The organism is Nostocoides sp. F2B08 (genome assembly GCF_009184895.1).
In the GTDB taxonomy this organism is placed as follows: domain Bacteria; phylum Actinomycetota; class Actinomycetes; order Actinomycetales; family Dermatophilaceae; genus F2B08.
The window spans coordinates 256985-282518 of the sequence record NZ_WESE01000005.1; the positions used below are offsets into that span (position 1 = coordinate 256985).

General features: G+C 71.2%; 20 protein-coding genes and 1 pseudogene. 11 read left to right on the forward strand and 10 right to left on the reverse strand.

Annotation, left to right across the window (positions count from 1 at the left end):
- Nucleotides 1-141: 141 nt before the first annotated feature.
- Together GA707_RS13690 and GA707_RS13695 are read right to left on the reverse strand one after the other, a co-directional pair.
- Complete coding sequence (locus GA707_RS13690; protein WP_152178997.1) at nt 142-1641, reverse strand: uracil-xanthine permease family protein; 1500 nt, start codon at nt 1639-1641, stop codon at nt 142-144.
- A gap of 384 nt (nt 1642-2025) precedes the next feature.
- Entirely contained in the window at nt 2026-3423 is a 1398-nt protein-coding gene (locus tag GA707_RS13695) for a CdaR family transcriptional regulator (protein ID WP_152178998.1), read from the reverse strand.
- A gap of 225 nt (nt 3424-3648) precedes the next feature.
- Here GA707_RS13695 and GA707_RS13700 point away from each other — a divergent pair, with 225 nt between their 5' ends.
- From GA707_RS13700 to GA707_RS13710, 3 genes are read left to right on the forward strand one after another with little or no spacing between them, the layout of a single operon-like run.
- Nucleotides 3649-4413, forward strand: a complete 765-nt coding sequence (locus GA707_RS13700; RefSeq protein ID WP_152178999.1) for a DUF2877 domain-containing protein — start codon at nt 3649-3651, stop codon at nt 4411-4413.
- Nucleotides 4410-5927 carry an FdrA family protein gene (locus GA707_RS13705; RefSeq protein WP_226963794.1) on the forward strand — a complete coding sequence of 506 codons (1518 nt, stop codon included), beginning with the start codon at nt 4410-4412 and terminating at the stop codon, nt 5925-5927. Before GA707_RS13700 ends, GA707_RS13705 begins: the two co-directional genes overlap by 4 nt.
- Complete coding sequence (locus tag GA707_RS13710) at nt 5924-7327, forward strand: DUF1116 domain-containing protein (protein ID WP_152179000.1); 1404 nt, start codon at nt 5924-5926, stop codon at nt 7325-7327. The genes GA707_RS13705 and GA707_RS13710 overlap by 4 nt, the downstream gene beginning before the upstream one ends.
- Before the next feature lie 121 nt (nt 7328-7448).
- On the opposite strand, the gene GA707_RS13715 is transcribed toward GA707_RS13710, so the two are convergent.
- Nucleotides 7449-8042 carry an NTP transferase domain-containing protein gene (locus tag GA707_RS13715; protein ID WP_226963795.1) on the reverse strand — a complete coding sequence of 198 codons (594 nt, stop codon included), beginning with the start codon at nt 8040-8042 and terminating at the stop codon, nt 7449-7451.
- Nucleotides 8043-8162: 120 nt separating this feature from the next.
- On the opposite strand from GA707_RS13715, the gene GA707_RS13720 reads away from it, so the two are divergent.
- The 3 genes from GA707_RS13720 to GA707_RS13730 all read left to right on the forward strand — a co-directional run bounded on the left by GA707_RS13720 (nt 8163) and on the right by GA707_RS13730 (nt 11098).
- The gene (locus tag GA707_RS13720; protein ID WP_152179001.1) at nt 8163-9719 is read left to right on the forward strand and encodes an ATP-dependent DNA ligase; all 1557 of its coding nucleotides are present in this window, start codon (nt 8163-8165) and stop codon (nt 9717-9719) included.
- Between the two features lie 103 nt (nt 9720-9822).
- The gene (locus GA707_RS13725) at nt 9823-10674 is read left to right on the forward strand and encodes a bifunctional methylenetetrahydrofolate dehydrogenase/methenyltetrahydrofolate cyclohydrolase (protein WP_152179002.1); all 852 of its coding nucleotides are present in this window, start codon (nt 9823-9825) and stop codon (nt 10672-10674) included.
- A 22-nt stretch (nt 10675-10696) separates the two neighbouring features.
- Nucleotides 10697-11098: a DUF3017 domain-containing protein gene (locus GA707_RS13730; protein ID WP_152179003.1), complete on the forward strand. Its 402-nt coding sequence runs from the start codon at nt 10697-10699 to the stop codon at nt 11096-11098.
- Nucleotides 11099-11217: 119 nt separating this feature from the next.
- On the opposite strand, the gene GA707_RS13735 is transcribed toward GA707_RS13730, so the two are convergent.
- From GA707_RS13735 to GA707_RS13755, 5 genes are all read right to left on the reverse strand, one after another.
- Complete coding sequence (locus tag GA707_RS13735) at nt 11218-13437, reverse strand: NADP-dependent isocitrate dehydrogenase (protein WP_226963796.1); 2220 nt, start codon at nt 13435-13437, stop codon at nt 11218-11220.
- Nucleotides 13438-13539: 102 nt separating this feature from the next.
- Entirely contained in the window at nt 13540-14529 is a 990-nt protein-coding gene (locus tag GA707_RS13740) for a malate dehydrogenase (protein ID WP_152179004.1), read from the reverse strand.
- A gap of 160 nt (nt 14530-14689) precedes the next feature.
- Nucleotides 14690-16828 (reverse strand): multicopper oxidase family protein, encoded by a 2139-nt coding sequence (locus GA707_RS13745; RefSeq protein WP_152179005.1) that lies wholly within the window; start codon nt 16826-16828, stop codon nt 14690-14692.
- A 202-nt stretch (nt 16829-17030) separates the two neighbouring features.
- A complete protein-coding gene (gene aqpZ / locus GA707_RS13750; protein WP_152179006.1) occupies nt 17031-17846 on the reverse strand; it encodes an aquaporin Z in 816 nt (271 codons plus the stop codon).
- Nucleotides 17847-17929: 83 nt separating this feature from the next.
- Entirely contained in the window at nt 17930-19117 is a 1188-nt protein-coding gene (locus GA707_RS13755; RefSeq protein ID WP_226963797.1) for a DegT/DnrJ/EryC1/StrS aminotransferase family protein, read from the reverse strand.
- Nucleotides 19118-19197: 80 nt separating this feature from the next.
- Here GA707_RS13755 and trpS point away from each other — a divergent pair, with 80 nt between their 5' ends.
- The 3 genes from trpS to GA707_RS21820 are packed head-to-tail and all read left to right on the forward strand — an operon-like array spanning nt 19198 to nt 21163.
- Nucleotides 19198-20262 (forward strand): tryptophan--tRNA ligase, encoded by a 1065-nt coding sequence (trpS, locus tag GA707_RS13760; RefSeq protein ID WP_152179008.1) that lies wholly within the window; start codon nt 19198-19200, stop codon nt 20260-20262.
- Nucleotides 20263-20295: 33 nt separating this feature from the next.
- Nucleotides 20296-20811, forward strand: coding sequence for a 2'-5' RNA ligase family protein (locus tag GA707_RS13765; protein ID WP_152179009.1), 516 nt, complete (start codon nt 20296-20298; stop codon nt 20809-20811).
- A gap of 55 nt (nt 20812-20866) precedes the next feature.
- A complete protein-coding gene (locus GA707_RS21820; RefSeq protein ID WP_370460042.1) occupies nt 20867-21163 on the forward strand; it encodes a hypothetical protein in 297 nt (98 codons plus the stop codon).
- Here the strand turns inward: GA707_RS21820 and GA707_RS13770 are convergent.
- Together GA707_RS13770 and GA707_RS13775 are read right to left on the reverse strand one after the other, a co-directional pair.
- Nucleotides 21106-21954: pseudogene (locus tag GA707_RS13770) on the reverse strand (glycosyltransferase); the annotation flags it as partial. The gene GA707_RS21820 and the pseudogene GA707_RS13770 sit on opposite strands and share 58 nt — an antisense overlap.
- A gap of 114 nt (nt 21955-22068) precedes the next feature.
- On the reverse strand, nt 22069-22530 hold the full coding sequence (locus tag GA707_RS13775; RefSeq protein WP_152179010.1) for an adenylyltransferase/cytidyltransferase family protein: 462 nt from the start codon (nt 22528-22530) through the stop codon (nt 22069-22071).
- A 119-nt stretch (nt 22531-22649) separates the two neighbouring features.
- Between GA707_RS13775 and GA707_RS13780 the strand changes: the two genes are divergently transcribed.
- Together GA707_RS13780 and GA707_RS13785 are read left to right on the forward strand one after the other, a co-directional pair.
- A complete protein-coding gene (locus GA707_RS13780) occupies nt 22650-24239 on the forward strand; it encodes a methylmalonyl-CoA mutase (protein ID WP_152179011.1) in 1590 nt (529 codons plus the stop codon).
- A gap of 342 nt (nt 24240-24581) precedes the next feature.
- Nucleotides 24582-25514, forward strand: coding sequence for a hypothetical protein (locus tag GA707_RS13785; protein ID WP_152179012.1), 933 nt, complete (start codon nt 24582-24584; stop codon nt 25512-25514).
- Nucleotides 25515-25534: the final 20 nt, after the last annotated feature.

The following is a 25534-nucleotide window of genomic DNA, read 5'->3' on the forward strand; positions in this document are numbered from 1 at the left end:
TCGTATGCGTGGGCTGGGTGCTCCGGTCGGGCTGACCGGGCCGGGCGCGACCCGGGCCAAAGCGTGCGCCCCGTCTCCCGGGGCCGGCAGACGGGGCGCACGGTGGACTCGGGGTCCGGCGGGTGGCCGCCGGACCGCGGGTCAGAGCTCGTCGTGGCGACGCTCTCGCCCCGGCTGGCCGGGGTAGCCGTCCTGGTAGAGGTCGTCGATGCCGTCGCTGTCACCGTAGACGGTCGGACCGACCGCCGACATCGTGCCGCCGACGCGATCGGCGTCCGCGCGCAGCTCGGCCGGGGCCAGGGCGCGGGCGAGGTGGTAGGCGCCGATGGCCACGATGGTGCCGAAGGCGATGCCGCTCAGGCTGAACGTGTCGGTGATGTTCATCGACACGTTGCCGGTGCCGATGATGATGCCGGCCGCGATGGGCACGAGGTTGATCGGGTTGGCGAAGTCGACGCCGTTCTCCTTCCAGATCTTGGCGCCGAGCAGGCCGATCATGCCGTAGAGGACGACCGTGATGCCGCCGAGGACACCGCCGGGAATGGAGGCGACGAGGGCGCCGAACTTCGGAGAGAGGCCGAACAGCATGGCCACCGCGGCGGCGACGTAGTAGGCCGCGGTGGAGTACACGCGGGTCGCGGCCATGACGCCGATGTTCTCGGCGTAGGTCGTCGTCGGCGAGCCGCCGACGAAGGACGCGACGGCCGTGCCGACACCGTCGGCGCCGATCGCCCTGCCCATGTAGGGGTTGAGGTCGTCACCGGTCATCTCGGCGACCGCCTTGACGTGGCCGGCGTTCTCCGCGATGAGGGCGATGACGGCCGGGATGACGAGGACGATCGCGGCGGCGGAGAAGGTCGGGAAGTGCCATCCGACGACCTCCATGCCGTCCGCTGCGACCGTGGTCTGCTGCGGCAGGCCGAACCAGGAGGCGTCACCGACGGCCGAGGTGTCCCAACGCAGGTGCTCGGTCGGCTCGGTGGCGCCACCGAGGACGGAGAAGATCGGGCCCGTGGTCTGGTCGAGCACCCATGACAGGGCGGTGCCGAAGATCAGGGCGAGGAAGACCGAGATCCGGCTGATGAAGCCGCGGAACGCGACGGCGACGACGATCGTGAAGAGCATGGTCGCGAGGGCGACCCACTGGTCCTGGGGCCAGTAGATGTTCGCGACGACCGGTGCGAGGTTGAAGCCGATGAGCATGACGACCGCGCCCGTGACGACGGGCGGCAGCACCTTGTGGAGCAGGCTCGCACCGACGAAGTGGATGGCCACGCCGACAGCCAGGAGGATCAGACCGGCGACGAAGATGGCGCCGGTCACCTCGGGGGAGTCCCCGCCGTTGGCGCGGATCGCGGCGACACCGCCGACGAAGGCCGCCGAGGTGCCGAGGTAGCTCGGGACCTTGCCCTGGACGATGAGGAGGAACAGGACGGTCGCGATGCCGCTCATCATGATCGCGAGCTGCGGGTTCAGGCCCATGACCAGAGGGAAGACGAACGTGGCACCGAACATCGCCACGACGTGCTGGGCGCCGAGACCGACGGTCTTCGGCCAGGGGAGTCGCTCGTTCGGGGCGACGACGTCGCCCGAGGCCACCCGCTCGGGGCTGACCTGCTTCCAACCGAGACCGAGTGCCATCGGCGGATCCTCTCTAACGGCGAGCCCGCCACAGCGGCGTGGCTCTCTACGGGTTATGGATACAGGGAACCTAGTCGCCGGTGTGGGATCTTCTACTGGCAATACGTGACAGCGGAGGGGCGGCCCCGTTGGTGAGAGTTGTCGCAGCGGGTGCTGCGGATTCCGCAGGTGGGGCGCCTGTCGGCGCCCGTTCACGGGCACGGGGCGCGGTTGGCATGCCGGTGGAGTGGGCCGGCGGTGGGGGTATGCCAGGGGCGTGGAATGTCGCGCGGTTGGCATGCCGGTGGGGTGGGCCGGCGGTGGGGGTATGTCAGGGGCGTGGCATGTCGCGCGGTTGGCATGCCGGTGGGGTGGGCCGACGTCCCCGGCAGGGCGCGCGCGTGCTCAGATGCCGCGCATCTCGTGGATCTTCAGCGCCAGGGCGAGGGTGAGCCGCAGCTGCGGATCGGAGCCGAACGGGCCGAGCATGCGCTCGAGCTTGGCGATCCGGTATCGCAGGGTGTTGTAGTGGAAGAACAGGGCGCGCGCGGTCTCGGCGACGTTCATGTTCGTGTCGATGAGAACCGAGAGCGTGCGGCGCAGGTCGGCGTACTCGGGCGAGTCGTCCGTCGCGAGCTCGGCGAGCGACTCCTCGACGAAGCGGCGCAGGTCGGTGCTGTCCGGGATGAGGGCGAGCAGCCGGTAGATCCCCAGGTCGTCGAAGTGCGCGATCGAGGACGTGCCGTTCATCTGGCGGCCCACAGAGACCGCCTTGAGCGCCTCCTCGTATGCGGTGGGCAGCCCCGCGAGCGAGGTCACCGGACGCGACACCCCGGTGGCGAAGGTGCGCCGCCCGCCGCCGCCGTCGCCGGAGACCACCCGCACCACCTCGCCGACGGTGCGCATGATCGACTCGGTCGGTTGGTCCGTGGCGACGGGGAAGAGTCCGACGACCTCCTGGCTGAAGCCGGCGACGGGGATGCTCGTGTCGCGCGCGGCGACCGCCTGCACCCAGGCCCGCACGAACCGTTGCTGCAGAGCCCGCACCTCCTCGGCGGAGCGATGCGACTCGTCGTCGTTCTCGTCGGTCTCGGCGACGACGACGACCATCGGCCGGTCGATGTTCCAGCCCAGGGAGTCCGCATGCGCGACCGCCTCGGTGTCGCGCCCGGCCCGGCCGGAGAGGGCGTCGCGGAGGAACTCGGCGCGGTACTTGCTCTCGACCGCGGCGACCGCCTGCTCCTTGGTGATCGCCAGCGCCGCCACGGTCGCCGCTCGCTGCAGCAGGTGGATGTCCTCCTCGTCGAGGGCGCGGTCCATGCTGAACGCGGCGATCCGGCCCAGGTCGGTCGACCCGGCGAGCACCCGGACCATGGCCCGTCGCACGCGCTCGCCGCCGCCGGTCCGCAGGCCGACCGGCTCCGACTCGACGATGAGGCGTCCGGTGCGGTCGAAACAGTCGAGCCGGTGGACGTACTCGAGGGCCTGCGGGTCGCCGCCCTCGGCGAGCAGTCGTCCGTCGGTCGTCGTGACGATGGCGGCGGCGCGACCCTCGTCGCCGAGGACGGAGACGAGGTCGGTGCACAGCTCGGTGAGCGAGCCGCCGGCCAGGACGATCCGGTTGAGGATGCGGTGGGCGTCCTCCTCGCGCTGGATGACGGCCGCCTGACGGTCCAGGAGCGTGAGCACCTCGGGCCCGAGCCCGTCGACCGGGACGCCCTCGCTCTCGGCCTGAGCGCGCCATCGCGCGGACACGCGGGGTGCGGTGGTGCCGGTGGCGCTCGAATCGGGCTCAGTGCTCATGTCACCGTCGATGCTCGTGTCACGGTCGATCTGGCAGGTTGTGGCAGAGACGTCGCAGATCGTTGGCAACATCTACCATCCGCCCACGATAGCCCCCTCGGTAGCGTCGAACGGACCGGGTGGCTCGACCACTCGTGTCCGACCACTCGGGGCCCGGGCCGCCCAGCCCACGCGGGGCGTCCCTCGCCGCCACTCATCCGACCGACTCACCACGACAGAGGTGTCATGACCGCCAGCGCTCCGATCCGCGGTGCGGTGAGCAGCCTGTCCGCAGCGCTCGTGCACGGCCCGGTCCGCGAGGCGCGGGTCGCCGCCCGCACGAGGCTGGGCGTGTACCTCCTCCTCGATCGCGACGGCGAGGCCCGCACGACGGACGTGCTGCCCGTCGTCACCTCCGACGCCCTCGCGCTGCCGATCGCGCTGCGGCTTCCGGTCACCTCGGCGACGGTCCGGTGGCCGGTCGAGCAGGGCGAGACGGTGTCCGTCGGGGGCGGATCCGTCTGCGCATCCGGCCTGCTCGTCGAGGCGGTCCGCACCGTCCGCCCGGCCCGCGTTCGTCGCGCCTGGCAACCCCGGACCGAGCGGCGCGGCTCGCCGGGGTGCGCAGCGCATACCCCGTCCTCGATGACCCGGCTGATCGGTCGGCTCGGCAGCGGTCCCGGTCTGACGCCCGAGGCCGACGACGAGCTCGCGGGGCACCTCCTCGTGCGGTGGGCCCTCGGCGGGTGCGTCCCCGATCTCGAACCGCACCTGCACCGCACGACGGCCCTGTCCGCCGCACTCCTGCGCGCCGCCGCGCAGGGGTATGCGGTGCCCGAGGTCGTCGAGTACGTCGACGCCGTCGTCGGCGGCGACCGCGACGGGGCGCTCCGGCTCCGACCGCGCGTCGCGGCGATCGGACACACGTCCGGCCCGGCGCTGCTGCGGGGGATCCACGCCGCTCTCTACGCTCCACCGTCCCACCCGTCCGTCGAAAGGACCGTCGCGTGACCACCGACCAGCCCACTGTCGTCGAGCTCAGGCGCGGCGCGTACCACGACTCGGTGAGCCTCATGCAGGTCTCGCGGGCCGTCGCCGGCACCGAGGGCATCACCTCGGCCCAGGTCGCGATGGCGACCGAGCTGAACGTCGAGGTCCTGACCGGGATGGGCTTCGCCGTGCCCGACGGCGCCGCGGCCAACGACCTCGTCGTCGCCCTGCGGGGCGACTCCGACGAGGCGATCCAGGCGGGTCTGGCCGCCGTCGAGGTCGAGCTCGCCGCGCTCCGGGCCGGCTCACGCGGGGGCGGCGGCATGGGCGAGGCGCCCCCGCCGCGCACCGTCGGCTCGGCGGCGCGCGCCGCGGACGCGACCCTCGCCCTGATCTCCGTGCCGGGGCAGCATGCGGTGACCGAGACCTACGACGCGATCGCGGCGGGCCTGTCGGTCATGCTCTTCTCGGACAACGTCTCGGTGGAGGACGAGATCCGGCTCAAGGACGCCGCCCGCGGGGCCGACGTCATCGTGATGGGCCCGGACTGCGGCACGGCGCTGGTGCGGGGTGTGGCGCTCGGATTCGCCAATGTCGTCCGGGAAGGCTCGGTCGGTCTCGTCGCCGCGTCCGGCACCGGCGCCCAGCAGGTCATGTGCCTGCTCGACGCGGCCGGAGTCGGGGTCAGCCACTGCATCGGCGTCGGCGGCCGCGACCTGAAGTCCGCTGTCGGCGGCCGCTCGACGCGCCAGGCGCTCGCGGCCCTCGCCGACGACCCGCAGACCACGTCGGTGATCGTCGTCTCGAAGCCGCCGGACGACACCGTGCTCGCCGAGATCCGTTCGTACGCCGACGACCTCGGGCTGGACGTGCACTGGGCGATCCTCGGCGAGGGTCGACCCGACCTCACGGCCGCTGTCGAGTCGGCGCTCGGTTCGCTTGGCGCGTCCGTGCCGACCTGGCCCGTGCACGTCGCGGAGCCCGATCCGGAGGGTCTGACCCGAGGGGCCGGCCTGCGCGGGCTGTTCTGCGGGGGAACCCTCGCCGACGAGGCGATGATCGTCGCGGCCGAGCTGCTCAGCGAGCCGATCCGCTCCAACATCGCGCACGACGCCGCGCTCCACGTCGGCGGGCACGAGCGGGTGGCCGGGCATCTCGTCGTCGACTTCGGTGACGACGAGATGACCCAGGGCCGCGCCCACCCGATGATCGACCCGAGCCTGCGGATGGAGCGGATCGCCGCCGAGGCTGCCGACGCGTCCTGCGGGGTGCTCCTGCTCGACCTCGTCCTCGGCCATGGTGCCCACCCGGTCCCGGCCCTCGAGCTCGCCGACGCGATCCGCGACGCGCGGGTCACGGCGCACGAGTCGGGACGAGCGCTCCCCGTCGTCGTCTCCCTCACGGGGACCGACGACGACCCGCAGGGGTATGCGCGCACCGCCGAGGTCCTCGCCGGCGCCGGTGCGTCGATCTTCCTGTCCAACGCCGCGGCCGCGCGGCACGCCGTCGCCCAGCTCGAAGGGAACGCATCATGACCAGCCCGCTGCGAGGACTCCTCGGCACCGACCCCGTCGTCGCCACCGCGGGCGTCGGCCTGTTCGCCGACGCCCTGCGCGACCAGGCCGTCGCCGTGAGCGAGGCCGACTGGCAGCCGCCGATGGAGGGCACCGAGACCGATCTGGCGCGCGTCATGGGCGACCCTCGGCGCGTCGAGGCGAACGCGACGGCGGTCGCCCGGATGACGGCCTCGACCGCCACGCTCGTCGACGTCGTGCCGGCCGGTGAGGCGCTCGGCCTCGAGAAGGGGAGCTTCCTGCACGCCGGACCACCGCTGACCTGGGACCGCGCGTCCGGTCCCATGCAAGGTGCCCTCATCGGTGCCGTGCTCTTCGAGGGACTGGCCGACACGGCCGAGGAGGCCGAGCGTCAACTCGCCTCTGGCGTCTACGAGTTCGAGCCGTGCCACCACCGCGACGCGGTCGGGCCGATGGCTGGCGTGGTCAGCCCGTCGATGTGGATGTACGAGCTGCGTGACGAGGTCCACGACAACACCTCGTGGTGCTCCCTCAACGAGGGGCTCGGCAAGGTGCTGCGCTACGGCGCCTACAACGAGGAGGTCATCACCCGGCTGCACTGGATGACCGACGTCCTCGGCCCACTGCTGCGTCAGGCGGTCCGTTCGGTCGGGTCGATCGACATCACCGCGATCATCGCGCAGATGCTGCAGATGGGCGACGAGGGCCACAACCGCAACCGCGCCGGCTCGCTCATGTTGCTGCGCGAGCTGCTCCCGGGTCTGGTCACCGCCGAGGGCTCGTCCTCCGACATCGCCGAGGCGGTGCGCTTCTCCGGCGCGAACGAGCACTTCTTCCTCAACCTCGGCATGCCCGCCGCGAAGCTGGCCACGCTCGCGGCCCACGGCATACCCGGCTCGACGATCGTGACCACGATGGCCCGCAACGGCACCGACTTCGGGATCCGCGTCTCCGGCACCGGCGATGAGTGGTTCACGGGTCCGGCCCTGACGCCCGAGGGGCTCTTCCTCGGCGACTTCGGGCCGGAGGACGCCAACCCCGACATCGGCGACTCGGCGATCACCGAGACCGGTGGGATCGGCGGTTTCGCGATGGCCGCGGCGCCGGCGATCGTCAAGTTCGTCGGCGGAGACGTGCCGTTCGCGCTCGAGGCGACGCAGCGGATGTACGAGATCACCGAGGCCGAGCACCCGGTGTACCAGGTGCCGATCCTCGAGTTCCGTGGCACGCCGACCGGCATCGACGTCACCAAGGTGGCGCGCACCGGCATCCTCCCGCAGATCAACACCGGCATGGCCGGCGCGGTCGCGGGAACGGGGCAGGTCGGCGCCGGGCTCGTCACCCCGCCGGCGGAGTGCTTCCCCGCCGCGCTCGCCTCCCTGGCCCGCGCGGTCGACTGATCGGGGCGGTGGAGCGGGTTTTCTTCCTGGGGAAGGAAACCCCGGGGTGGGGACACATCGCAGGTCTCCCACAGATGGCCCTTCCTTCCTGAGGAAGAAAAGGCCATCGACCCGCCCACCCTCAGGTCGGCGGTGAGTCCACGTCGTGGCCGGTCGCGAGGTCGGAGCACTCAACGAGCGTGAGGCCCTGCTCGCGCAGGTAGTCACGGGCGCCCTTGTCCTCGCTCGTCGTCGCGAGCACAGCCTCGACGTGGTCCAGCCCGATGAGGACGGGGTGGCCCGGGCTGCCGTCGTAGGTCGCCCGGCCCAGCGCCGACGGGTCGGTGCCGACCTGCCGGATGACGCGCTCGACGACGCGGGAGTCGACGTCGGGCAGGTCGACGAGCGTGACGACGACGGCGCCCACGTCCCGAGGAGTCCGCCGCACGTGGTCGACCGCGGCGAGCAGGCCGGTGCGCAGCGAAGCACTCATGCCCGCTGCCCAGTCCTCGGCGGTGACGACCGTGACCACCATGCCGTCCAGCAGCCGCTCGGCCTCGCCGGCGCGGGCGCCGAGGACGACGATCACATGGTCGCATCCGCCGTCCCGGAGCGCGTCCACCGCGCGGTGCAGCCATGGCCGGCCCGCCTCGTCGTGCACGAGGGCCTTGGGACGGCCCATCCGGGTGCCCGCCCCGGCGGCGAGGAGCAGGCCGATGGCGGTCGGGTCGGTCACGAGCAGATCGTATGCGGGGCGCACCTCCCGCTCCCTCTCACGTGCCCGGACCGCCGGCGGGTCGGCTCAACCGGACCGAGCCCTCGAGCGGTGTCGGTGGCATGCGGTTGACTGGTGGTCATGCTCCTGCGTGTGGTCGTCGACGCCTCGACGCGGGTCGGCGCCACGTCGTCCCGCCTGGCCAAACGTGCCGTCATCGCCGAGGCCATCCGCTCGGCCCACAGCCCGGAGGACGCCGAGCTCGCGGCGCTCTACCTCTCCGGCACCCTGCGCCAGCGCCGCACCGGGATCGGGTACCGCTCGCTGCAGTCGCTGCCGATCGCAGCGGCCGAGTCGAGCCTGACCATCGCCGACGTCGACCACGCCCTCGAGACGATGAGCACCCTCGCCGGGCCGGGCTCGGCCACGAGACGTCGCGAGCACCTCGAGTCGCTGTTCGGCCGGGCCACCGAGGACGAGCAGCGCTTCCTGCGCGGCCTCATCACCGGCGAGGTCCGTCAGGGCGCCCTCGACGGCGTGCTCCTCGACGCACTCGCCGAGGCGTTCGAGGTCCCCGCGGCCCGGGTCCGGCGGGCCGCCATGCTCGGGGCCTCGAGCGCCGCGGTGGCCCACGCGCTGACCGGTGAGGGCGAGGCGGGCTTGGACCGATTCAGCCTCACTCCGGGCTCTCCCGTGCGGCCGATGCTCGCCTCCTCGGCGGCCGACCTCCCGGCCGCGTGGGAGGGCCGCAGCGGTCCGGCCGCCGTCGACGGCAAGCTCGACGGCATCCGCATCCAGGCCCACCTCGTCACCGACGACGACGGCGAGCGGCGGGTCACGGTCTACACGAGGTCCCTCGACGACATCACGGCGCGACTGCCCGAGGTCGTCGAGGTCGTCCTCGGCCTTCCGGCGAGCGCGCTGATCCTCGACGGCGAGGCCCTGGTCATGCAGGACGGTCGGCCCGTGCCCTTCCAGGACAGCGCCTCACGCACCGCGTCCTCCGCCGATGTCGAGACGCTCCGGGCCCGCTGGCCGCTCACCGTCATGTTCTTCGACGTCCTCCACCGCGACGGCGAGGACCTCATCGACCTGCCCACCGCCGACCGGTTCGCCGCTCTCGAGGAGGTGGCCGGCGCATACCTCGTCCCACGCACGGTGACCGACGACCTGGCCGAGGCCGAGGACTTCGCCGCGCGGATGCTCGCCGCCGGCCACGAAGGAGTGGTCGTCAAGGACCTCGACATCCCCTATGCCGCCGGCCGGCGTGGTGCGGGCTGGGTGAAGGTCAAGCCGCGGCACACCCTCGACCTCGTCGTCCTCGCCGTGGAGTGGGGCAGCGGGCGGCGCACCGGTCTGCTGTCGAACATCCACCTCGGGGCGCGGGACCCACGCACCGGTGAGTTCGTCATGCTCGGCAAGACGTTCAAGGGGATGACCGACGAGATGCTCGCGTGGCAGACGACGCGGTTCCTCGAGCTCGAGCGGTCCCGCAGCCGCTACGCAGTGCACGTCCGACCCGAGCAGGTCGTCGAGATCGCCTTCGACGGGCTACAGCGCTCGGTCCGCTATCCCGGCGGGGTCGCCCTGCGCTTCGCCAGGGTGCTGCGCTACCGCGACGACAAGACCGCCGACGAGGCCGACACGATCGACACCGTCCACGAGCTCGCGCGGCGGATGGGCGTGCTCGAGAGCTGAGCTCTCCGACGCGGCCGTCGGACGGCTCTCGCCGACGCGACGCACCGCCGACACCGCGCGGGCGCGTCCGACCGCTTGCACCCGCCCGACTAGGGTGAAGCCCGTGACCGCAACGATCCTCGACGGCAAGGCCATCCTCGCCACGATCAAGGCCGAGCTGACCGACCGCGTCGCCGATCTGGCCGAGCAGGGTGTCACCCCCGGGCTGGGCACGGTGCTCGTCGGCGACGACCCGGCGAGCCACTGGTACGTCTCGGCCAAACACCGCGACTGCGCCGAGATCGGCATCACGAGCCTGCGCCGCGACCTTCCCGCGACCGCGACGCTCGACGACGTCCTGGCCACCGTCGCCGAGCTCAACGCCGACCCCGCGTGCAGCGGATTCCTCGTTCAGCAGCCGACCGGCCTGGACGAGAACCGCATCCTCTCCGCCGTCGACCCCGACAAGGACATCGACGGTCTGCACCCGACGAACCTCGGGTGGCTCGTCCTCGGCGAACCGGCGCCGCTGCCGTGCACGCCGATGGGATGCATCGAGCTGCTGAGGCGCTACGACGTGCCGATCGCCGGTGCCAAGGTCGCCGTTGTCGGACGCGGCCTCACGGTGGGGCGGCCGCTCGGCCTGATCCTCACCCGTCGATCCGAGAACGCGACGGTGACCCTCTGCCACACCGGGACCCGCGACCTCGCGGCCGAGGTCCGTGGTGCCGACATCGTCATCGCCGCAGCCGGGGTGCCGGGCATCATCACGGCCGACATGGTCAAGCCGGGCGCAGCGGTCCTCGACGTCGGTGTCTCACGGGTGGACGGCCGGATCGCCGGCGACGTGGCCCCCGACGTCGCCGACGTGGCCGGCTGGATCAGTCCCAACCCCGGCGGCGTCGGCCCGATGACGCGGGCGATGCTGCTGCGCAACGTCGTCGACGCGGCCGAGCGGCACGCGGGTCTCGCGTAGGCGACCACCGCATACCTCCGCCATGAGCGAACCGGAGCCCGAGGCGCACCTCCGCGACGACGAGGTGCGCGAGATCAGGCGGTATGCGCCGCCCGGCACCGAGGGTCCCGTCCCTGATCCCGGCTCGGCAGTGGCGACGGCCGAGCCGCGGCCGCCGATCGTCAGCAACCTGGGGCTGTGGTGGCTGCTGGCCATCGGGCTCGTCGTCGCCCTGCTGTTCGTCGCGACCGACCACATGTGGCGCGCGGGCGCGAGCTTCGCCTGCTCGATGTGGCTGGCGGCCGCGATCCGGGCGTTCTACCCCGACGAGCGGGCGGGCGGGCTCGTCGTCCGGCAGCGCTGGCTGGACGTGGCCATGCTCGTCATCGGCGGCATCCTCGTCGCCGTGTCGGCGTTCACGCTGGACCTGCGCGACCTGCGCTGAGCCCGGAGTCCGCGGGTGGTCCATTGCCGCGTTTGGTCCGTTGCACTGCGTTCGGCGCGCTACAGCACACCGAACTCAGGACAACGGACCAAACACGCGACCGGGCGGCGCGGGAATGCTCAGGACGCGAGCGACGCCAGCGCCGCGTTGAACGTCGGGCTCGGGCGCATCACCGCCGCGGCCTTCTCGTCATCGGGTCGGTAGTAGCCGCCGATGTCCGCGGGGGAACCCTGCACGGCGATGAGCTCGTCGGTGATCGTCTGCTCCTGCTCCCGCAGCGACGACGCGAGCGCGCTGAACCGCTCGGCGAGCTCGGCGTCGCTGGTCTGCTTCGCCAGCTCCTCGGCCCAGAACAGCGCGAGGTAGAAGTGGCTGCCGCGGTTGTCGATCTGCCCGACCCGGCGCGCCGGCGACTTGTTCTCGTCGAGCAGGGTGCCGGTCGCCCTGTCGAGCGCGTCGGCGAGGACGAGCGCCTTGGCGTTGTCCGTCGTGTCCCCGAGGTGGCGGAACGACTCGGCCAGGGCAAGGAACTCACCGAGGCTGTCCCAGCGCAGGTAGTTCTCCGAGGTGAGCTGCTGGACGTGCTTGGGCGCCGAGCCGCCGGCGCCGGTCTCGAACAGTCCGCCGCCGTTCATGAGCGGGACGACCGAGAGCATCTTGGCACTCGTGCCGAGCTCGAGGATGGGAAACAGATCGGTGTTGTAGTCGCGCAGGACGTTGCCCGTCACCGAGATGGTGTTCAGCCCCTGCCGGATCCGCTCGACCGAGTGCGCGGCGGCCGCCTCCGGCGCCATGATCGAGATGTCGAGACCGTCGGTGTCGTGGTCCGCAAGATAGGTGCGGACCTTCTCGATGAGCCGGGCGTCGTGGGCGCGGTTCTCGTCCAGCCAGAACACCGCCGGGTCGCCGGTCGCCCGGGCGCGGGTGACCGCGAGCTTGACCCAGTCGCGGATGGGAGCGTCCTTGGTCTGGCAGGCGCGCCAGATGTCGCCGGCGCTGACCTCGTGCTCCATGAGGACCTCTCCGCCCTCGGCGACGACCTGGACCTTGCCGTCGGCGGAGATCTCGAAGGTCTTGTCGTGGCTGCCGTACTCCTCTGCCTTCTGGGCCATCAGCCCGACGTTCGGTACCGAGCCCATCGTCGTCGGGTCGTACGCGCCGTGCTTCTTGCAGTCCTCGATGACGGCGGAGTACACCCCTGCGTAGCTGCTGTCCGGGATGACCGCAAGGGTGTCGTGCTCCTCGCCGTCCGCACCCCACATGTGCCCCGAGGTGCGGATCATCGCCGGCATGGACGCGTCGATGATGACGTCGCTCGGCACGTGCAGGTTGGTGATGCCCTTGTCGCTGTTGACCATCGCCAGGCGCGGTCCGTCGGCGAGCGCCTGCTCGAAGGCCGCACGGATCTCCTCCCCACCGTCGATCGAGTCCAGTCCGGAGAGCACCGCGGCCAACCCGTTCGTGCCGTCGAGTCCGGCCGCCATGAGCCGGTCGCCGTACTCGGCGTAGACGTCGGCGAAGTAGACCCGCACGACATGACCGAAGATGATCGGGTCCGAGACCTTCATCATCGTCGCCTTGAGGTGGACCGAGAACAGGACGTCGAGCTCCTTGGCCCGCCGGACCTGCTCACGGAGGAATTCGTCGAGCGCGGCCGCCCGCATGACGGTGGAGTCGACGACCTCGCCCTGGAGCACCTTCAGGCCGCTCTTGAGGGTGGTGACCGTGCCGTCGGCTGCGATGTGCTGGATCGTCAGGATGTCGTCGGAGCCGAGCACGGCGGACTGCTCGTTGCTCGCGAAGTCGTCCTGGCCCATCGTCGCGACCTCGGTGCGCGAGTCCGAGCTCCACTCGCCCATCGAGTGGGGATGCCTGCGTGCGTAGCCCTTGACCGCCTCCGGCGCGCGACGGTCCGAGTTCCCCTCGCGCAGCACGGGGTTGACGGCCGAGCCCTTCACGGCGTCGTACCGGGCGCGCACGTCCTTCTCCTCGTCCGACTGCGGGTCGTCGGGGTAGGCGGGCAGCGCATACCCCTTGTCCTGCAGCTCGGCCACCGCGGCCTTCAGCTGCGGCGTCGAGGCGCTGATGTTCGGCAGCTTGATGATGTTGGCCTCGGGCGTCGTCGCTAGGCGGCCGAGCTCGGCGAGGTCGTCGGCGATCCGCTGGTCCTCCGGGAGGACGTCGGCGAACGCCGCGAGGATCCGGCCCGAGAGGGAGATGTCGCGCGTCTCGACCTCCACCCCCGCCTGGCCGGCGTAGGCCTGCACGATCGGCAGGAACGAGTAGGTCGCGAGCATCGGGGCTTCGTCGGTCAAGGTGTAGATGATGGTGGAGCTCACGTCGGGGGAGTCCTTTCGGGTGCGGTCGGCAGACGGCGGCAGCGACAGGGGTATGCGGCACGCGCCCGGGCCGACCGGCTGCGGTCGACCCGGACCTGGTGCTCAGATCAGGCCGAGGCCCTTGACGGCCTCGCGCTCCTCCGCGAGCTCGGCGACGGAGGCGTCGATGCGCTGCCGGGAGAAGTCGTTGATGTCGAGGTCCTGCACGATGGACCACTCGCCGCCCGAGGTGGTGACGGGGAAGGACGAGATGAGCCCCTCGGGAACGCCGTAGGAGCCGTCTGAGCACACCGCCATCGAGACCCAGTCGCCGTCGGCCGATCCGAGCGCCCAGTCGCGGGCGTGGTCGACGGTGGCGCTCGCAGCGCTGGCGGCACTCGACGCGCCTCGCGCCTCGATGATCGCGGCCCCGCGCTTGGCGACGGTGGGGATGAACGTCTCGGCGAGCCAGGCCTCGTCGTCGACGACCTCGGCGGCGTTCCTGCCGGAGACCTCGGCGTGGAAGATGTCGGGGTACTGGGTCGCGGAGTGGTTGCCCCAGATCGTCATCTTGCGGATGTCGGTGACGGGAACGCCGGTCTTGGCGGCGAGCTGGCTGATCGCGCGGTTGTGGTCGAGGCGGGTGAGGGCCGCGAAGCGCTCGCGCGGGATGTCGGGCGCGTTGCTCATCGCGATGAGGGCGTTGGTGTTCGCTGGGTTGCCGGTGACCGTGACCCGCACGTCGTCGGCGGCGACGGAGTTCAGCGCCTTGCCCTGGGGGGCGAAGATGCCGCCGTTGGCCTCGAGCAGGTCGCCGCGCTCCATGCCGGGTCCGCGCGGGCGGGCGCCGACGAGGAGCGCGTGGTTGACGCCGTCGAAGATGATGTTCGGGTCGTCGCCGATCTCGACCTTCGCCAGGGTCGGGAACGCGCAGTCGTCGAGCTCCATGACGACGCCCTCGAGAGCCTTCAGGGCCGGCGTGATCTCGAGCAGCCGCAGCTCGACGGGGGCGTCCGGCCCGAAGAGCGAGCCGCTCGCGATGCGGAACAGCAGGCTGTAGCCGATCTGGCCCGCTGCTCCGGTGACGGCGACCTTGACGGGGGTGGTGCTCATGGCGGTTCCCTCACTCCTTCGTGGGTGGGCGCAGGCGACAGCGTGCCGCCTTCACGCGGATACGTCCCTGACGCTAGCAGCGGCAGGCGTGCTCGACCCACTCAGGTCCGCGCCGTCCGGCGCAGCCTCGGACCGCCCACCGGAGTGGCTCACTCGACCGTCAGTCGGTCGGTGCGCCCCCACCCACCTCCCCGACCTGCATCGGACGCATCATCTCGTTGTCCTCGTGCTCGAGGATGTGACAGTGCCAGACGTAGCGGCCGGGCGTCGAGAACGTCGCCCGGATGCGCGTGACCTGCTCGGGGTAGGCGATGACCGTGTCCTTGCGTCCGGACTCCCAGGGCATCGGCGGCACGGGGGGCGCGTCGCCGAGCATGAACCCGTGGCCGTCCTCGGGGATCACGATGCCCTGCCGGTCGATGACGTCGAAGCTGACCTCGTGCAGATGGATCGGGTGGGCGTCGGCGGTGAGGTTGTAGATCTCCCAGGTCTCCGTCGCGCCGGGCTCGACCGTCTCGCTGACCTCCGCCGACCACATCCGCTCCTCGGCGTGCAGCATCCCGTCGCCGTGGTCCATGACGACCCCGAGCAAGGCCGCGATCGGCGCCTCCGTGTTCTCGTCCGGCTCGTGAAGGTGCTCGATGAGGGCGAGTCTGCGGACGTGGTCGGGCTCCGGCACGGGCGGCGGTGCCGGCAGCACGAGCCGCTCCGGCGGCGTCGTCCGGTCGGCGCCCCGGCGACGCGCGACCCGGAACTGCATGACCTGGCCCGTGGTCGCCGGGTCGGCCGGGTCGAAGTCGAGAATCGGTTCGCCCCCACCGAAGGGCTCGTCGGGACCGAGGTTGGTCAGCACGTGCGCCCCGAGCGGAACCGACGTGAAGTCGACGATGAGGTCGGCCCGCTCGGCCGGCCCGAGCAGCACCCGGTTGTCGTATGCGGTGGCCAGGTCGAGCGGTGCGTCGAGGAAGCCGCCGTCGCCGCCGATCTGCCAGACGCGCACGCCGGGGATCGCGGCGAAGTCGAGGATGAGGAAGCGGGAGCCGCACCCGTTGAGCAGCCGCAGCCGGTACCGGCGCTGCTCGACCTCGAGGTAGGGCCAGGTGCGGCCGTTGACGATGATGGCGTTGCCGAAGAACTCCGGGTTCCAGATCGGCGGGATGGGGGAGTCGGGCTCCCCGATGTACGGCCCCTCGTATCCGTCGAAGAACGCCCGCGAGTCCGGGTAGAACAGCTGTCCGTCGTCGGTGAAGGAGCGGTCCTGGATCGCCAGGAGCACCTCGTGGTGGCGCGGTTGCCCCTGGTTCGGGGTGCCCGGTGCGGGGCCGGGGAGCACCGCACGCCGTCCGGTCGCGGAGTCGATGACGGCGTCGTCGCCGTAGGGTCCGCCACGGACGATGTAGAAGCCGGCGGGTCCGGCATAGACGTTGGTCCTGGTCAGCCCGAGGGCGTGGTCGTGGTACCAGAGCGTGGAGGCGGGGTTGTCGTTCGGGTACTGGAAGGTGGCTTCGCCGGCACTCCACGCAACGCCGAACTTCGAGTCTGCGACCGAGCGGAAGTACTCGAACCACCGGCCGTGGTGCGCGTACCCGCCGGGGATGTCGGAGGCGTCGGGCAGGTACCACGCCTCGGTGTAGCCGTCGCTCTCCTCGCCGACGCCCATCGCCCCGTGGACGTGGGTGATGATCGGGACCGGCCCGGAGTATGCGGTGTACTGCGTCGCGGGATCGGTGAACTCCTCGGGTGGCACGTAGGTCAGGCCGTCGAAGCTCGGCGTCTGGTCGGTGCGCTCCCGGCCGTCGGCGTTCGCCCGCTGCTCCGGGTTGGCCCAGTGCAGCGTGGGGTCGACGGGCAGGAGGTGTGGCAGGTACCGACCTTCGGAATCCGTGAGACCGTTCACCCAGGTGACGCGCACCGGGGTCCCGTGCTCGGCCTCGATGGTCATGCTCGGGGCGAAGAAGAGCACCTGACCCCGGCCGACGTCTTCGGGTCCGTAGCCCCACACCGTCGTCGCCGGCCGATCCGGCGGCAGGACCTGCTGGTCGAACTGGCGCATCGCGATGCGATAGACGTCCACCAGCCGACCGTCGTGACGTGTCCGACCCGAACGTGGCATCGCCGGCGGTTCGACGAGCGGCGCGACGAACTTGGGCACCTCACCCAGTGGGAGGGTCGCGGGTCTGGTCGATGCCACCGCCGTGGCGCGGGCACCCGGTGCGCCCGCGTAGAGCGTGAGCACCCCCGATGCCGTGAGAACGAGGAACGATCGGCGGCCGACGACCGGCCCGGACGACTGTGTCATGGCTGTGCTCCCTCGGCGTGCTCACGCATCTGCCTCTATGCAGGCTAGGGCCGGGGATCATGGCTGTCAGGGCCTTGGGCGGGGATGGCCCGTTCAGCCGATGTCGGGCATCAGGAGCCCTCGTCGTCGGGTGCGTTCCTCCGCCGACCGGTGCGAAGTCTCGCCCCGAACACGGAACTACGCACCAAACGAGGCGGTGGGGTCAGCGGGGGGCGTCGGGGTCGACGTGGTCGGCGACCTTGACGTCCTCGAGGTCGATGGTGCCATCGATGTCGCGGTCGCGGCGGTCGATGCCCGTGATGAGGACGAACGTTGCCCCTGCGATCGCGGCGCCGACCATCGGCGCGAGCCAGAACACCCACAGCTGCGCGGGGGCCCCGTCCCCGTTGAAGAACGCCACAGCGGTCGAGCGGGCCGGGTTGACCGAGGTGTTCGAGATCGGGATCGAGATGAGGTGGATCAGGGTGAGCCCGAGGCCGATGGCGATCGGAGCGAATCCGGACGGCGCCCTGTCGTCGGTCGCCCCGAGGATGATGTAGAGGAACACCGCGGTGAGGATGACCTCGGCCACGATCACGGCGACCAGGCCGTAGCCGCCGGGGGAGTTGTCGCCGTAGCCGTTGGCGGCCATGTTGCCGATCCGGTCCCAGCCGGGCTGGTCGCGCGCGATGCCCCAGATCGCCGTCGCGCCGAGGCCTCCGCCGAGCAGCTGCGCTCCGATGTAGCCCGGCACGTCGCGCCACTCGAAGCGGCCGGCGACGGAGAGGCCGACCGTCACGGCCGGGTTGAAGTGAGCTCCGGAGATGTGCCCGACCGCATAGGCCATGGTCATGACGGTCAGGCCGAACGCGAGTGCGACGCCGAGGAAGCCGACCCCCAGCAGCAGGCTCTGGCCCGCCACGATGTTGCCGGCGACGAAGCTCGCGGCGAACACGGCGGTGCCGCACCCGCCGAAGACCAGCCAGAACGTCCCGAGGAACTCGGCGCCGAGCTTCTGACCGAGGGTTGTCTCACGCATGGTGACCATCCTGTCGTGCGGGAGCCGCAGGGCTCACATCCCGGTCGCTGCTGCAGCCGGGGCCGCTGGACAACGCGGCGAGCCTAGCGTCCCAGATGTGCCAGCAAAGTAGCGACGACACGCTCGATATCGGTGTCGCGCAACCCCGCTCCGCTCGGGAGTGTGACGCCGTGCGCGAACAGGTCGTCGGCGACTCCCGAGACGAACGCCCGGGCGCCGGACAGAGCCGGCTGTCGGTGCATCGGCTTCCACAGGTGGCGCACCTCGATACCCGTCGCGTTCATCGCGGCGACGATCTCGTCGGCGGTGGTCGCGTGCTCGGCGGGGTCGACGACGATCCCGGTCAACCAGCAGTTGTCCTCCTCGTCGTCGCGACCCTCCTCGCGGCCGAGGAAGCGGATGCCGGGAACCTCGGCCAGTCCGGCGGCGTAGAGGTCGCGGATCTCGCGGCGACGGGCGACGAGGTCGTCGAGCCGGACGAGCTGTGCCCGGCCGAGGGCCGCCAGCAGGTTCGAGAGCCGGTAGTTGTAGCCGGTCTCGGTGTGCTCGTACCAGGGCACCGGCTGGCGGGCCTGGGTCGAGAGGTAGCGCGCCCGCGCGATCAGGTCCCCGTCGTTCGACAGGAGCATCCCGCCGCCGGAGGTCGTCATGATCTTGTTGCCGTTGAACGACTGCGCGGCCGCGAGGCCGAACGAGCCCGAGGGCCGACCGCGGAAGCTGGCCCCCACCGACTCCGCCGCGTCCGCGATGACGGGTATGCGCTGGTCACCCCCGTGCGTCGCGACCACCTGGTCGATGACGTCGTAGTCGCAGACCCGGCCGAAGAGGTCGACGGGGACGACGGCCGCGACGTCGACGCCCTCGCGGCGCAGCGTGCCGAGCGCGTCGTCGAGGAGCAGCGGGTCGATGTTCGCGTCCCCCGGGCGGGAGTCGACCAGGACCGGTGTGGCGCCGGTGTACGCCACGGCGTTCGCCGTGGCCGCGAACGTCATCGAGGACATCACGACGGCCCGACCCGGGCCGGCACCCACGCCCTCGAGAGCGAGGTGGAGCGCAGCCGTGCCCGACGAGAGCGCCAGCGCGTGCTCGACCCCGCACCGCTGTGCCATCTCGGTCTCGAAGGCGTCGACGTGCGGCCCGAGAGGTGCGACCCATCCCGAGCGCAGCGCGTCGAGGACGTACTCCTCCTCGAGGTCGCCCACGGTCGCCTGCGACAACAGGATGCGACCGTCGTCGTCCGGGGCGTCCGGGATGGGGGGCTGGGTGCTCACCTGCAGGAGCCTAACCAGCCGACGGGGTGCGCACCGCATACCGTTTGGGGCTGGCCGAGCCGGGTGCGAGAATCGCGGCCATGTCCAGCGCCTCCGCCGACCCGACGACCCCCGCCGAGCCGACCACCGCCGAGCGGCCGCGGATCCTCTCCGGCATGCAGCCGACGAGCGACTCGCTGCACCTCGGCAACTACCTCGGGGCGCTCGTCAACTGGGTGGGGCTGCAGGAGGAGTTCGACGCGTACTACTTCGTCGCCGACCTGCACGCGCTCACCGTTCCGACCGATCCCGAGGTGCTGCGGCGCCGCACCCGGATCACCGCCGCCCAGTTCATCGCCGGCGGCGTCGACCCCGAGCGCTCCTCGGTCTTCGTCCAGAGCCACCTGCACGAGCACCCGGCGCTCGGCTGGGTCATGGGCTGCCTCACCGCATTCGGCGAGGCGAGCCGGATGACCCAGTTCAAGGACAAGACCTCCAAGGGCCAGAACGCCAACGTCGGGCTGTTCACGTACCCGATGCTCATGGCCGCCGACATCCTCATGTACGACGCGGCCTACGTCCCGGTCGGCGAGGACCAGCGCCAGCACCTCGAGATCACCCGAGACCTCGCTCTGCGGTTCAACCAGCGCTTCGGCGACGGGCTCGTCGTGCCCGAGCCGTACATCCTCAAGGAGGGCGCGAAGATCATGGATCTCACCGAGCCGACGTCGAAGATGTCCGGCTCGACCTCGCCCGAGAAGGGTCTGATCCTCCTGTCCGACGAGCCCGGCCGCATCGCGAAGAAGATCAGGGCGGCCGTGACCGACACCGACGGCGAGGTGCGCTACGACCCGGACGCCAAGGCGGGTGTCTCCAACCTGCTCGTCATCCACTCGATCCTCTCGGGCAGGCGCATCGAGGAGATCGAGCGGGACTTCGTCGGTCGCGGCTACGGCGACCTGAAGAAGGAGGTCGCCGAGATCGTGGTCACGGCGCTCGAGCCCTTCCAGACGAGGATGGCCGAGCTTCTCGGAGACCCGGCCGAGCTCGACCGGATCGTCGCGCGCGGCGCCGAGCGCGCCCATGAGGTCGCGCGCCGCACCGTCGCCCGCGTCTACGACCGGATGGGTCTGCTCCCCCCGGTGCCCCGCGCCGATCGGGTTTGAGCGTTGTTACCCGTGGGTTAAGGTGCTGCGGTCATGGCGACCATCGGCGTAGCGATCGCGATCCCCGAACCCCACGGCGCCGCGTTGCAGCGGTTCCGTGAGGACTTCGGTGACCCCATGGCCTGCCAGATCCCCGCGCACATCACGATCCTGCCGCCCACCGAGGTCCCCGAGGAGGACCGCGCGCGCTTCGAGCATCACCTCCAGTGGGTATGCGCCGGCTTCGAGCCGTTCGAGGTGCACCTGCGCGGCACAGGCACGTTCCGCCCCGTCTCGCCGGTCGTCTTCATCCAGCTCGCCGCCGGGATCGCGCAGTGCGAGTGGCTCGAGTCCGCGGTGCGGTCCGGACCCGTCGACCGCGACCTCGAGTTCAACTACCACCCGCACGTCACGGTCGCCCACCACCTGCCCGACGCGGCACTCGACCGGGCCTTCACCGAGCTCGCGTCGTACGAGGTGCGCTTCCCCGTCGACGCCGTGCACGTCTACGAGCACGGCGGCGACGGCGTGTGGCGGCCCGTCACGCGCTTCGAGTTCGGTCTGGCCTGACGGCTGTTCGGAGCACCGGCTCGACCGGTGCCGACCTCCCGCGGACGGCGGCGTAGTGCTCCAGCAGCTGCTCGGTGAGCACACCCCACGATCGGCCCTCGACCTCGAGCTGACCGGCGGTTCCCAGCCGCCGACGCAGGGCCGGGTCGGCGACCAGGCGGAGCACCTGGTCGCGGAGGGCGCCCGGGCGGTGCGGGTCGAAGAGGAAGCCCGTGCCGCCCGGCCGGACGAGGTCGAGCGGGCCCCGCTCGCCGGTGCCACGACGGGCAGCGACGTCGCCGCCGCCTCCTGCAGGGTCTGCCCGAAGGTCTCGGCGGTGCCGGTGTGGACGAACACGTCGCACGCCGCATAGGCGTCGGCCAGGTCGTCGCCGTCGCGGAACCCGACGAAGTGGGCGCCCACGAGGCGTCGCTCGAGCTCGGGGCGGCTGGGTCCGTCGCCGACGACGAGGACGGTGACCCCGCACAACCCGACCACCTCCGCGAGCCGCTCGACCTCCTTCTCCGGCGCCAGGCGCCCCACATAGCCGACGATCACCTCACCGCGCGGAGCGAGCCGCTCGCGGAGTCTGCGGGACCCGCTGCCCGCTCGCCGCGTGGGGCTGAACAACGTCGTGTCGACCCCGCGTCGCCACAGGTGGACCCGCTCGATCCCGGCCCGCTGGAGGGCCTCGACCGACGCCGTCGAGGGGGCGAGCGTGCGGTCGACGCAGTCGTGGATGCCGCGCACCCAGCGCCAGGCCGCACGCTCGGCGGACCGGCCGACCACGCCCGGAGCGTGGTGGCGGAGGTAGGCGGGAATGTCCGTCTGGTAGACCGCGACGCAGGGGAGTCTCAGAGCGGCACAGGCGTGCACCCCACGTCTCCCGACCGCGAACGGTGACGCGAGATGCACGATGTCGGGGCCGATGTCCCGGAGCAGTCGGTCCACGCGTGCGGTCGGCAGTCCCGTCGGGAACTCTCGGACGCGCACGGTGGGCAGGCTGTGGACCCGGGCCCCCGCATACCGATCGGTCGTCGGTCCCGGGCCGATGATCTCGACCTCGTGACCGCGAGCGGTCAGTTCCTCGGTGATCCGGCAGACGCTCGTGGTGACCCCGTTGCGGGAGGGGAGGAAGGACTCGGTGACGATCGCGATCCGCACGGATCGACCGTGGCAGGCGCCGGTGCGGATCCGGTGACCTGCCGGAGAGTGTCCGGTGACGCTCCGGTGAGCAGCAGGTGCGAGACCCGTCCCGCTAGGCCTGGGATGCCGGGCTCAGGGGCCCTCGCCGAGCTCCTCGAGGATCCGGCTGCTCGAGTCGGCCTTGTCCTGGCCGCCGACTCCGAACGCCATCTCGATGCCGAGCTCGGCGCAGACCTCGGACTCGCTCGTCGGCATCGCGTCCGGGTCGCGCCGGTCGCCGCCGTTGCAGAACACCAGCGAGCTGCCCGGGTATGCGGCGCGCACCTTGCGCAGCGAGTCGGTGACGCTGCCGTCGGTGTCGACCGCGACGAAGGCGTCGTCGACCACCCGGAGTGCCCGCACGATCCGCAGGCGGACGTCCTCCGTGAAGATGACCTTGCCCTTCTTCATCCGCTGCTGCTCGTCGGAGTTGACGATGACGACGAGGTGGCCGTCGCCGAGCTCGCGGGCGGCCTCCATCATCTGGAGATGGCCGATGTGGAGAGGGTTGAAGTAGCCGCTGACGATCGCGGCGCGAGCGGGAGCGGGCTGCATGCGCAGCAGGGTAGCCGGTGGGGCGTTCGCGCGGCTCCGACGGACGGCGGAGTCAGGGTGCGGTGAGGTCGGCCACGGCCCCTGTCCGCGGTTCGGCGCGCCCCACTACGGTTGGACCCATGAGTGACACCGGCGCCCGCAGCGAGTCCGACCTCCCCATCAAGGCCGTCTACGGCCCGGACGACCTCGACGGGTTCGACGCCGGTTCGCGACTGGGTGATCCAGGGGCGTATCCGTTCACCCGGGGGGTCTACCCGTCGATGTACACCGGTCGGCCGTGGACCATGCGCCAGTACGCCGGGTTCGGCACGGCCAAGGAGTCCAACGAGCGCTACCACGAGCTCGTGGCGAACGGCACCGGAGGGCTCTCGGTCGCCTTCGACCTGCCGACGCAGATGGGCTACGACAGCGACGAGTCGATCGCCAGCGGCGAGGTCGGCAAGGTCGGCGTGGCGATCGACTCGATCGACGACATGCGGGTTCTCTTCGGCGGGCTGCCGCTGGACAAGATCTCGACGTCGATGACCATCAACGCCCCCGCCGCGACCCTGCTGCTCATGTACCAGATCGTCGCCGAGGAGCAGGGGGTGCCGGCCGACAGGCTGACCGGCACGATCCAGAACGACGTGCTCAAGGAGTACATCGCCCGGGGCACCTACATCTTCCCGCCGAAGGAGTCCCTGCGGCTGATCTCCGACATCTTCGCCTACTGCCACACGGAGATCCCGCGCTGGAACACGATCTCGATCTCGGGCTACCACATGGCCGAGGCCGGGGCGACGCCCGCGCAGGAGATCGCCTTCACGCTGGCCAACGCGATCGCCTACGTGCGGGCGGCGGTCGACGCCGGGCTGCACGTCGACGACTTCGCCCCACGGCTGTCGTTCTTCTTCGTCGCGCGCACGACGCTGCTCGAGGAGATCGCGAAGTTCCGCGCGGCACGGCGCATCTGGGCGCGCATCATGAAGGAGGAGTTCGGCGCGCAGAACCCGAAGTCGATGATGCTCCGCTTCCACACCCAGACCGCCGGTGTCCAGCTGACGGCGCAGCAGCCGGAGGTCAACCTCATCCGTGTCGCCCTCCAGGGCCTCGGTGCGGTCCTCGGTGGGACGCAGTCGCTGCACACGAACTCCTACGACGAGGCGATCGCGCTGCCGACCCAGAAGGCCGCACGTCTGGCGCTGCGCACCCAGCAGGTCATCGCGTACGAGACCGACGTGACCAAGACCGTCGACCCCTTCGCCGGGTCCTATGTCATCGAGTCGATGACCGACGACCTCGAGCGGGCGGTGACCGATCTCATCGAGGCGGTCGAGGACCGTGGCGGTGCGGTGGCCGCGATCGAGCAGGGGTTCCAGAAGAGCGAGATCGAGCGGAGTGCCTATCGGATCGCGCTGGAAATCGACGAAGGGGAGCGGACGGTCGTGGGCGTCAACCGGTTCCGGATCGACGAGGAGGAGCCGTACGAGCCGCTGCGCGTCGACCCGCAGATCGAGGCCGACCAGTGCGAGCGGCTGGCCGCCCTGCACGCCGAGCGCGACAACGCGGCGGTGGAGGCGGCGCTGGAGCGCCTCAAGGAGGCCGCGCGCGGGACTGAGAACGTCCTGTACCCGATGAAGGAGGCGCTGCGCGCCCGTGCAACGGGTGGCGAGGTCAGCCACGCGCTGCGCGAGGTGTGGGGCACCTACACCCCGCACGACGCCTTCTGAGTCGGATCGGACCTCCGCTCCACGTCTCCGCCGGCGCCGCGCCCTCCTCCCCGAGACGGTTGCTCGCGCGGTGGGCATGCCGGTGTGTGGTGGGGTGCTGCCGGGTGTGCCAGGGGCGCGGTGTGTCGCGCGGTGGGCATGCCGGTGTGTGGTGGAGTGCTGCCGGGTGTGCCAGGGGCGCGGTATGTCGCGCGGTGGGCATGCCGGTGTGTGGTGCGGGCTGCCGGGTGTGCCAGGGGCGCGATCAGCCGTCGTCCACACTGAACGACCTTCCGGGCGGGTCGTCCACACATATCGTTGCGGCGTCTTCCGCAGGGTGGGTAGCCAGGCCAACCTCCCGGTATGGAAATTCCCCGACGCCGACTTCCGCGTGACGTCCGCAGCCGTCGAGCCGCCGGGATCGCAGCGCGGTACGGCGGCGTCGCGCATCGAGCCGACCTCAGGAAGGTCGGCGTGGGTCGCGACGACGTCCGCGGTGAGGTCGAGGCGGGGCGCTGGCGGCGACTGGGTCGCCACACCGTCGGGGTGACCACAGGCGATGTGACGGGTCCGGCCCAGTGGTGGCACGCGATCTGGGAGAGCGGCGCCGGGGCGATTCTCGACGGCGTGTCTGCGTTGCTGGCCAGTGGGATGACCGGCTTCTCCGCGGACGCGATCGACGTTGCGATCCCCAAGCGCAACAGGCGTCACCGCGTAGCAGGCGTGCGGTTGCGCCATTACTCCGTCATGCCTCCCTCGACTCGGGGCGGGATCCCTCGCGTGGTTCCCGAGAGGGCGCTGCTCAATGCGATGCAGTGGGCCATGACCGACCGGACCGCTGCTCTCCTGCTGTGTCTGGCGGTCCAGCAGAGGATCGTCTCTCCGCAGCGGTTGACCAGCGCCTTCATGACCCTCACCCGTTGTCGTCGCCGTGCATTCATCAAGGCGGTGATCCGCGACGTATGCGATGGCGCCCACTCGCTCGGCGAGCTCGATGTGGCGTCGTTGTGTCGGCGTTACGGTCTCCCGCCCCCGACCCGCCAAGCAGTCCGTCGGACGCCGGGCGGACGGGTCTATCTCGATCTCGCCTGGGAGGACGTCGGGCTCGTCGTCGAGATCGACGGCGGTCACCACGCGACCGCCCTGAGTCCGGTGCTCGATGCTCTCCGGCAGTGTCAACGGACAGCGGGATTTCCTTGTGTGCGGACAGGTGACTTCCCTGTCGGCGGACAGGTGTTCTCCCTGTCGGGGGTTAGGTCAGGGGCATCACTCCTCGTCCTTCGGTGGCGTCGCTGAGGCGGAGGCTGGTGCCGTCG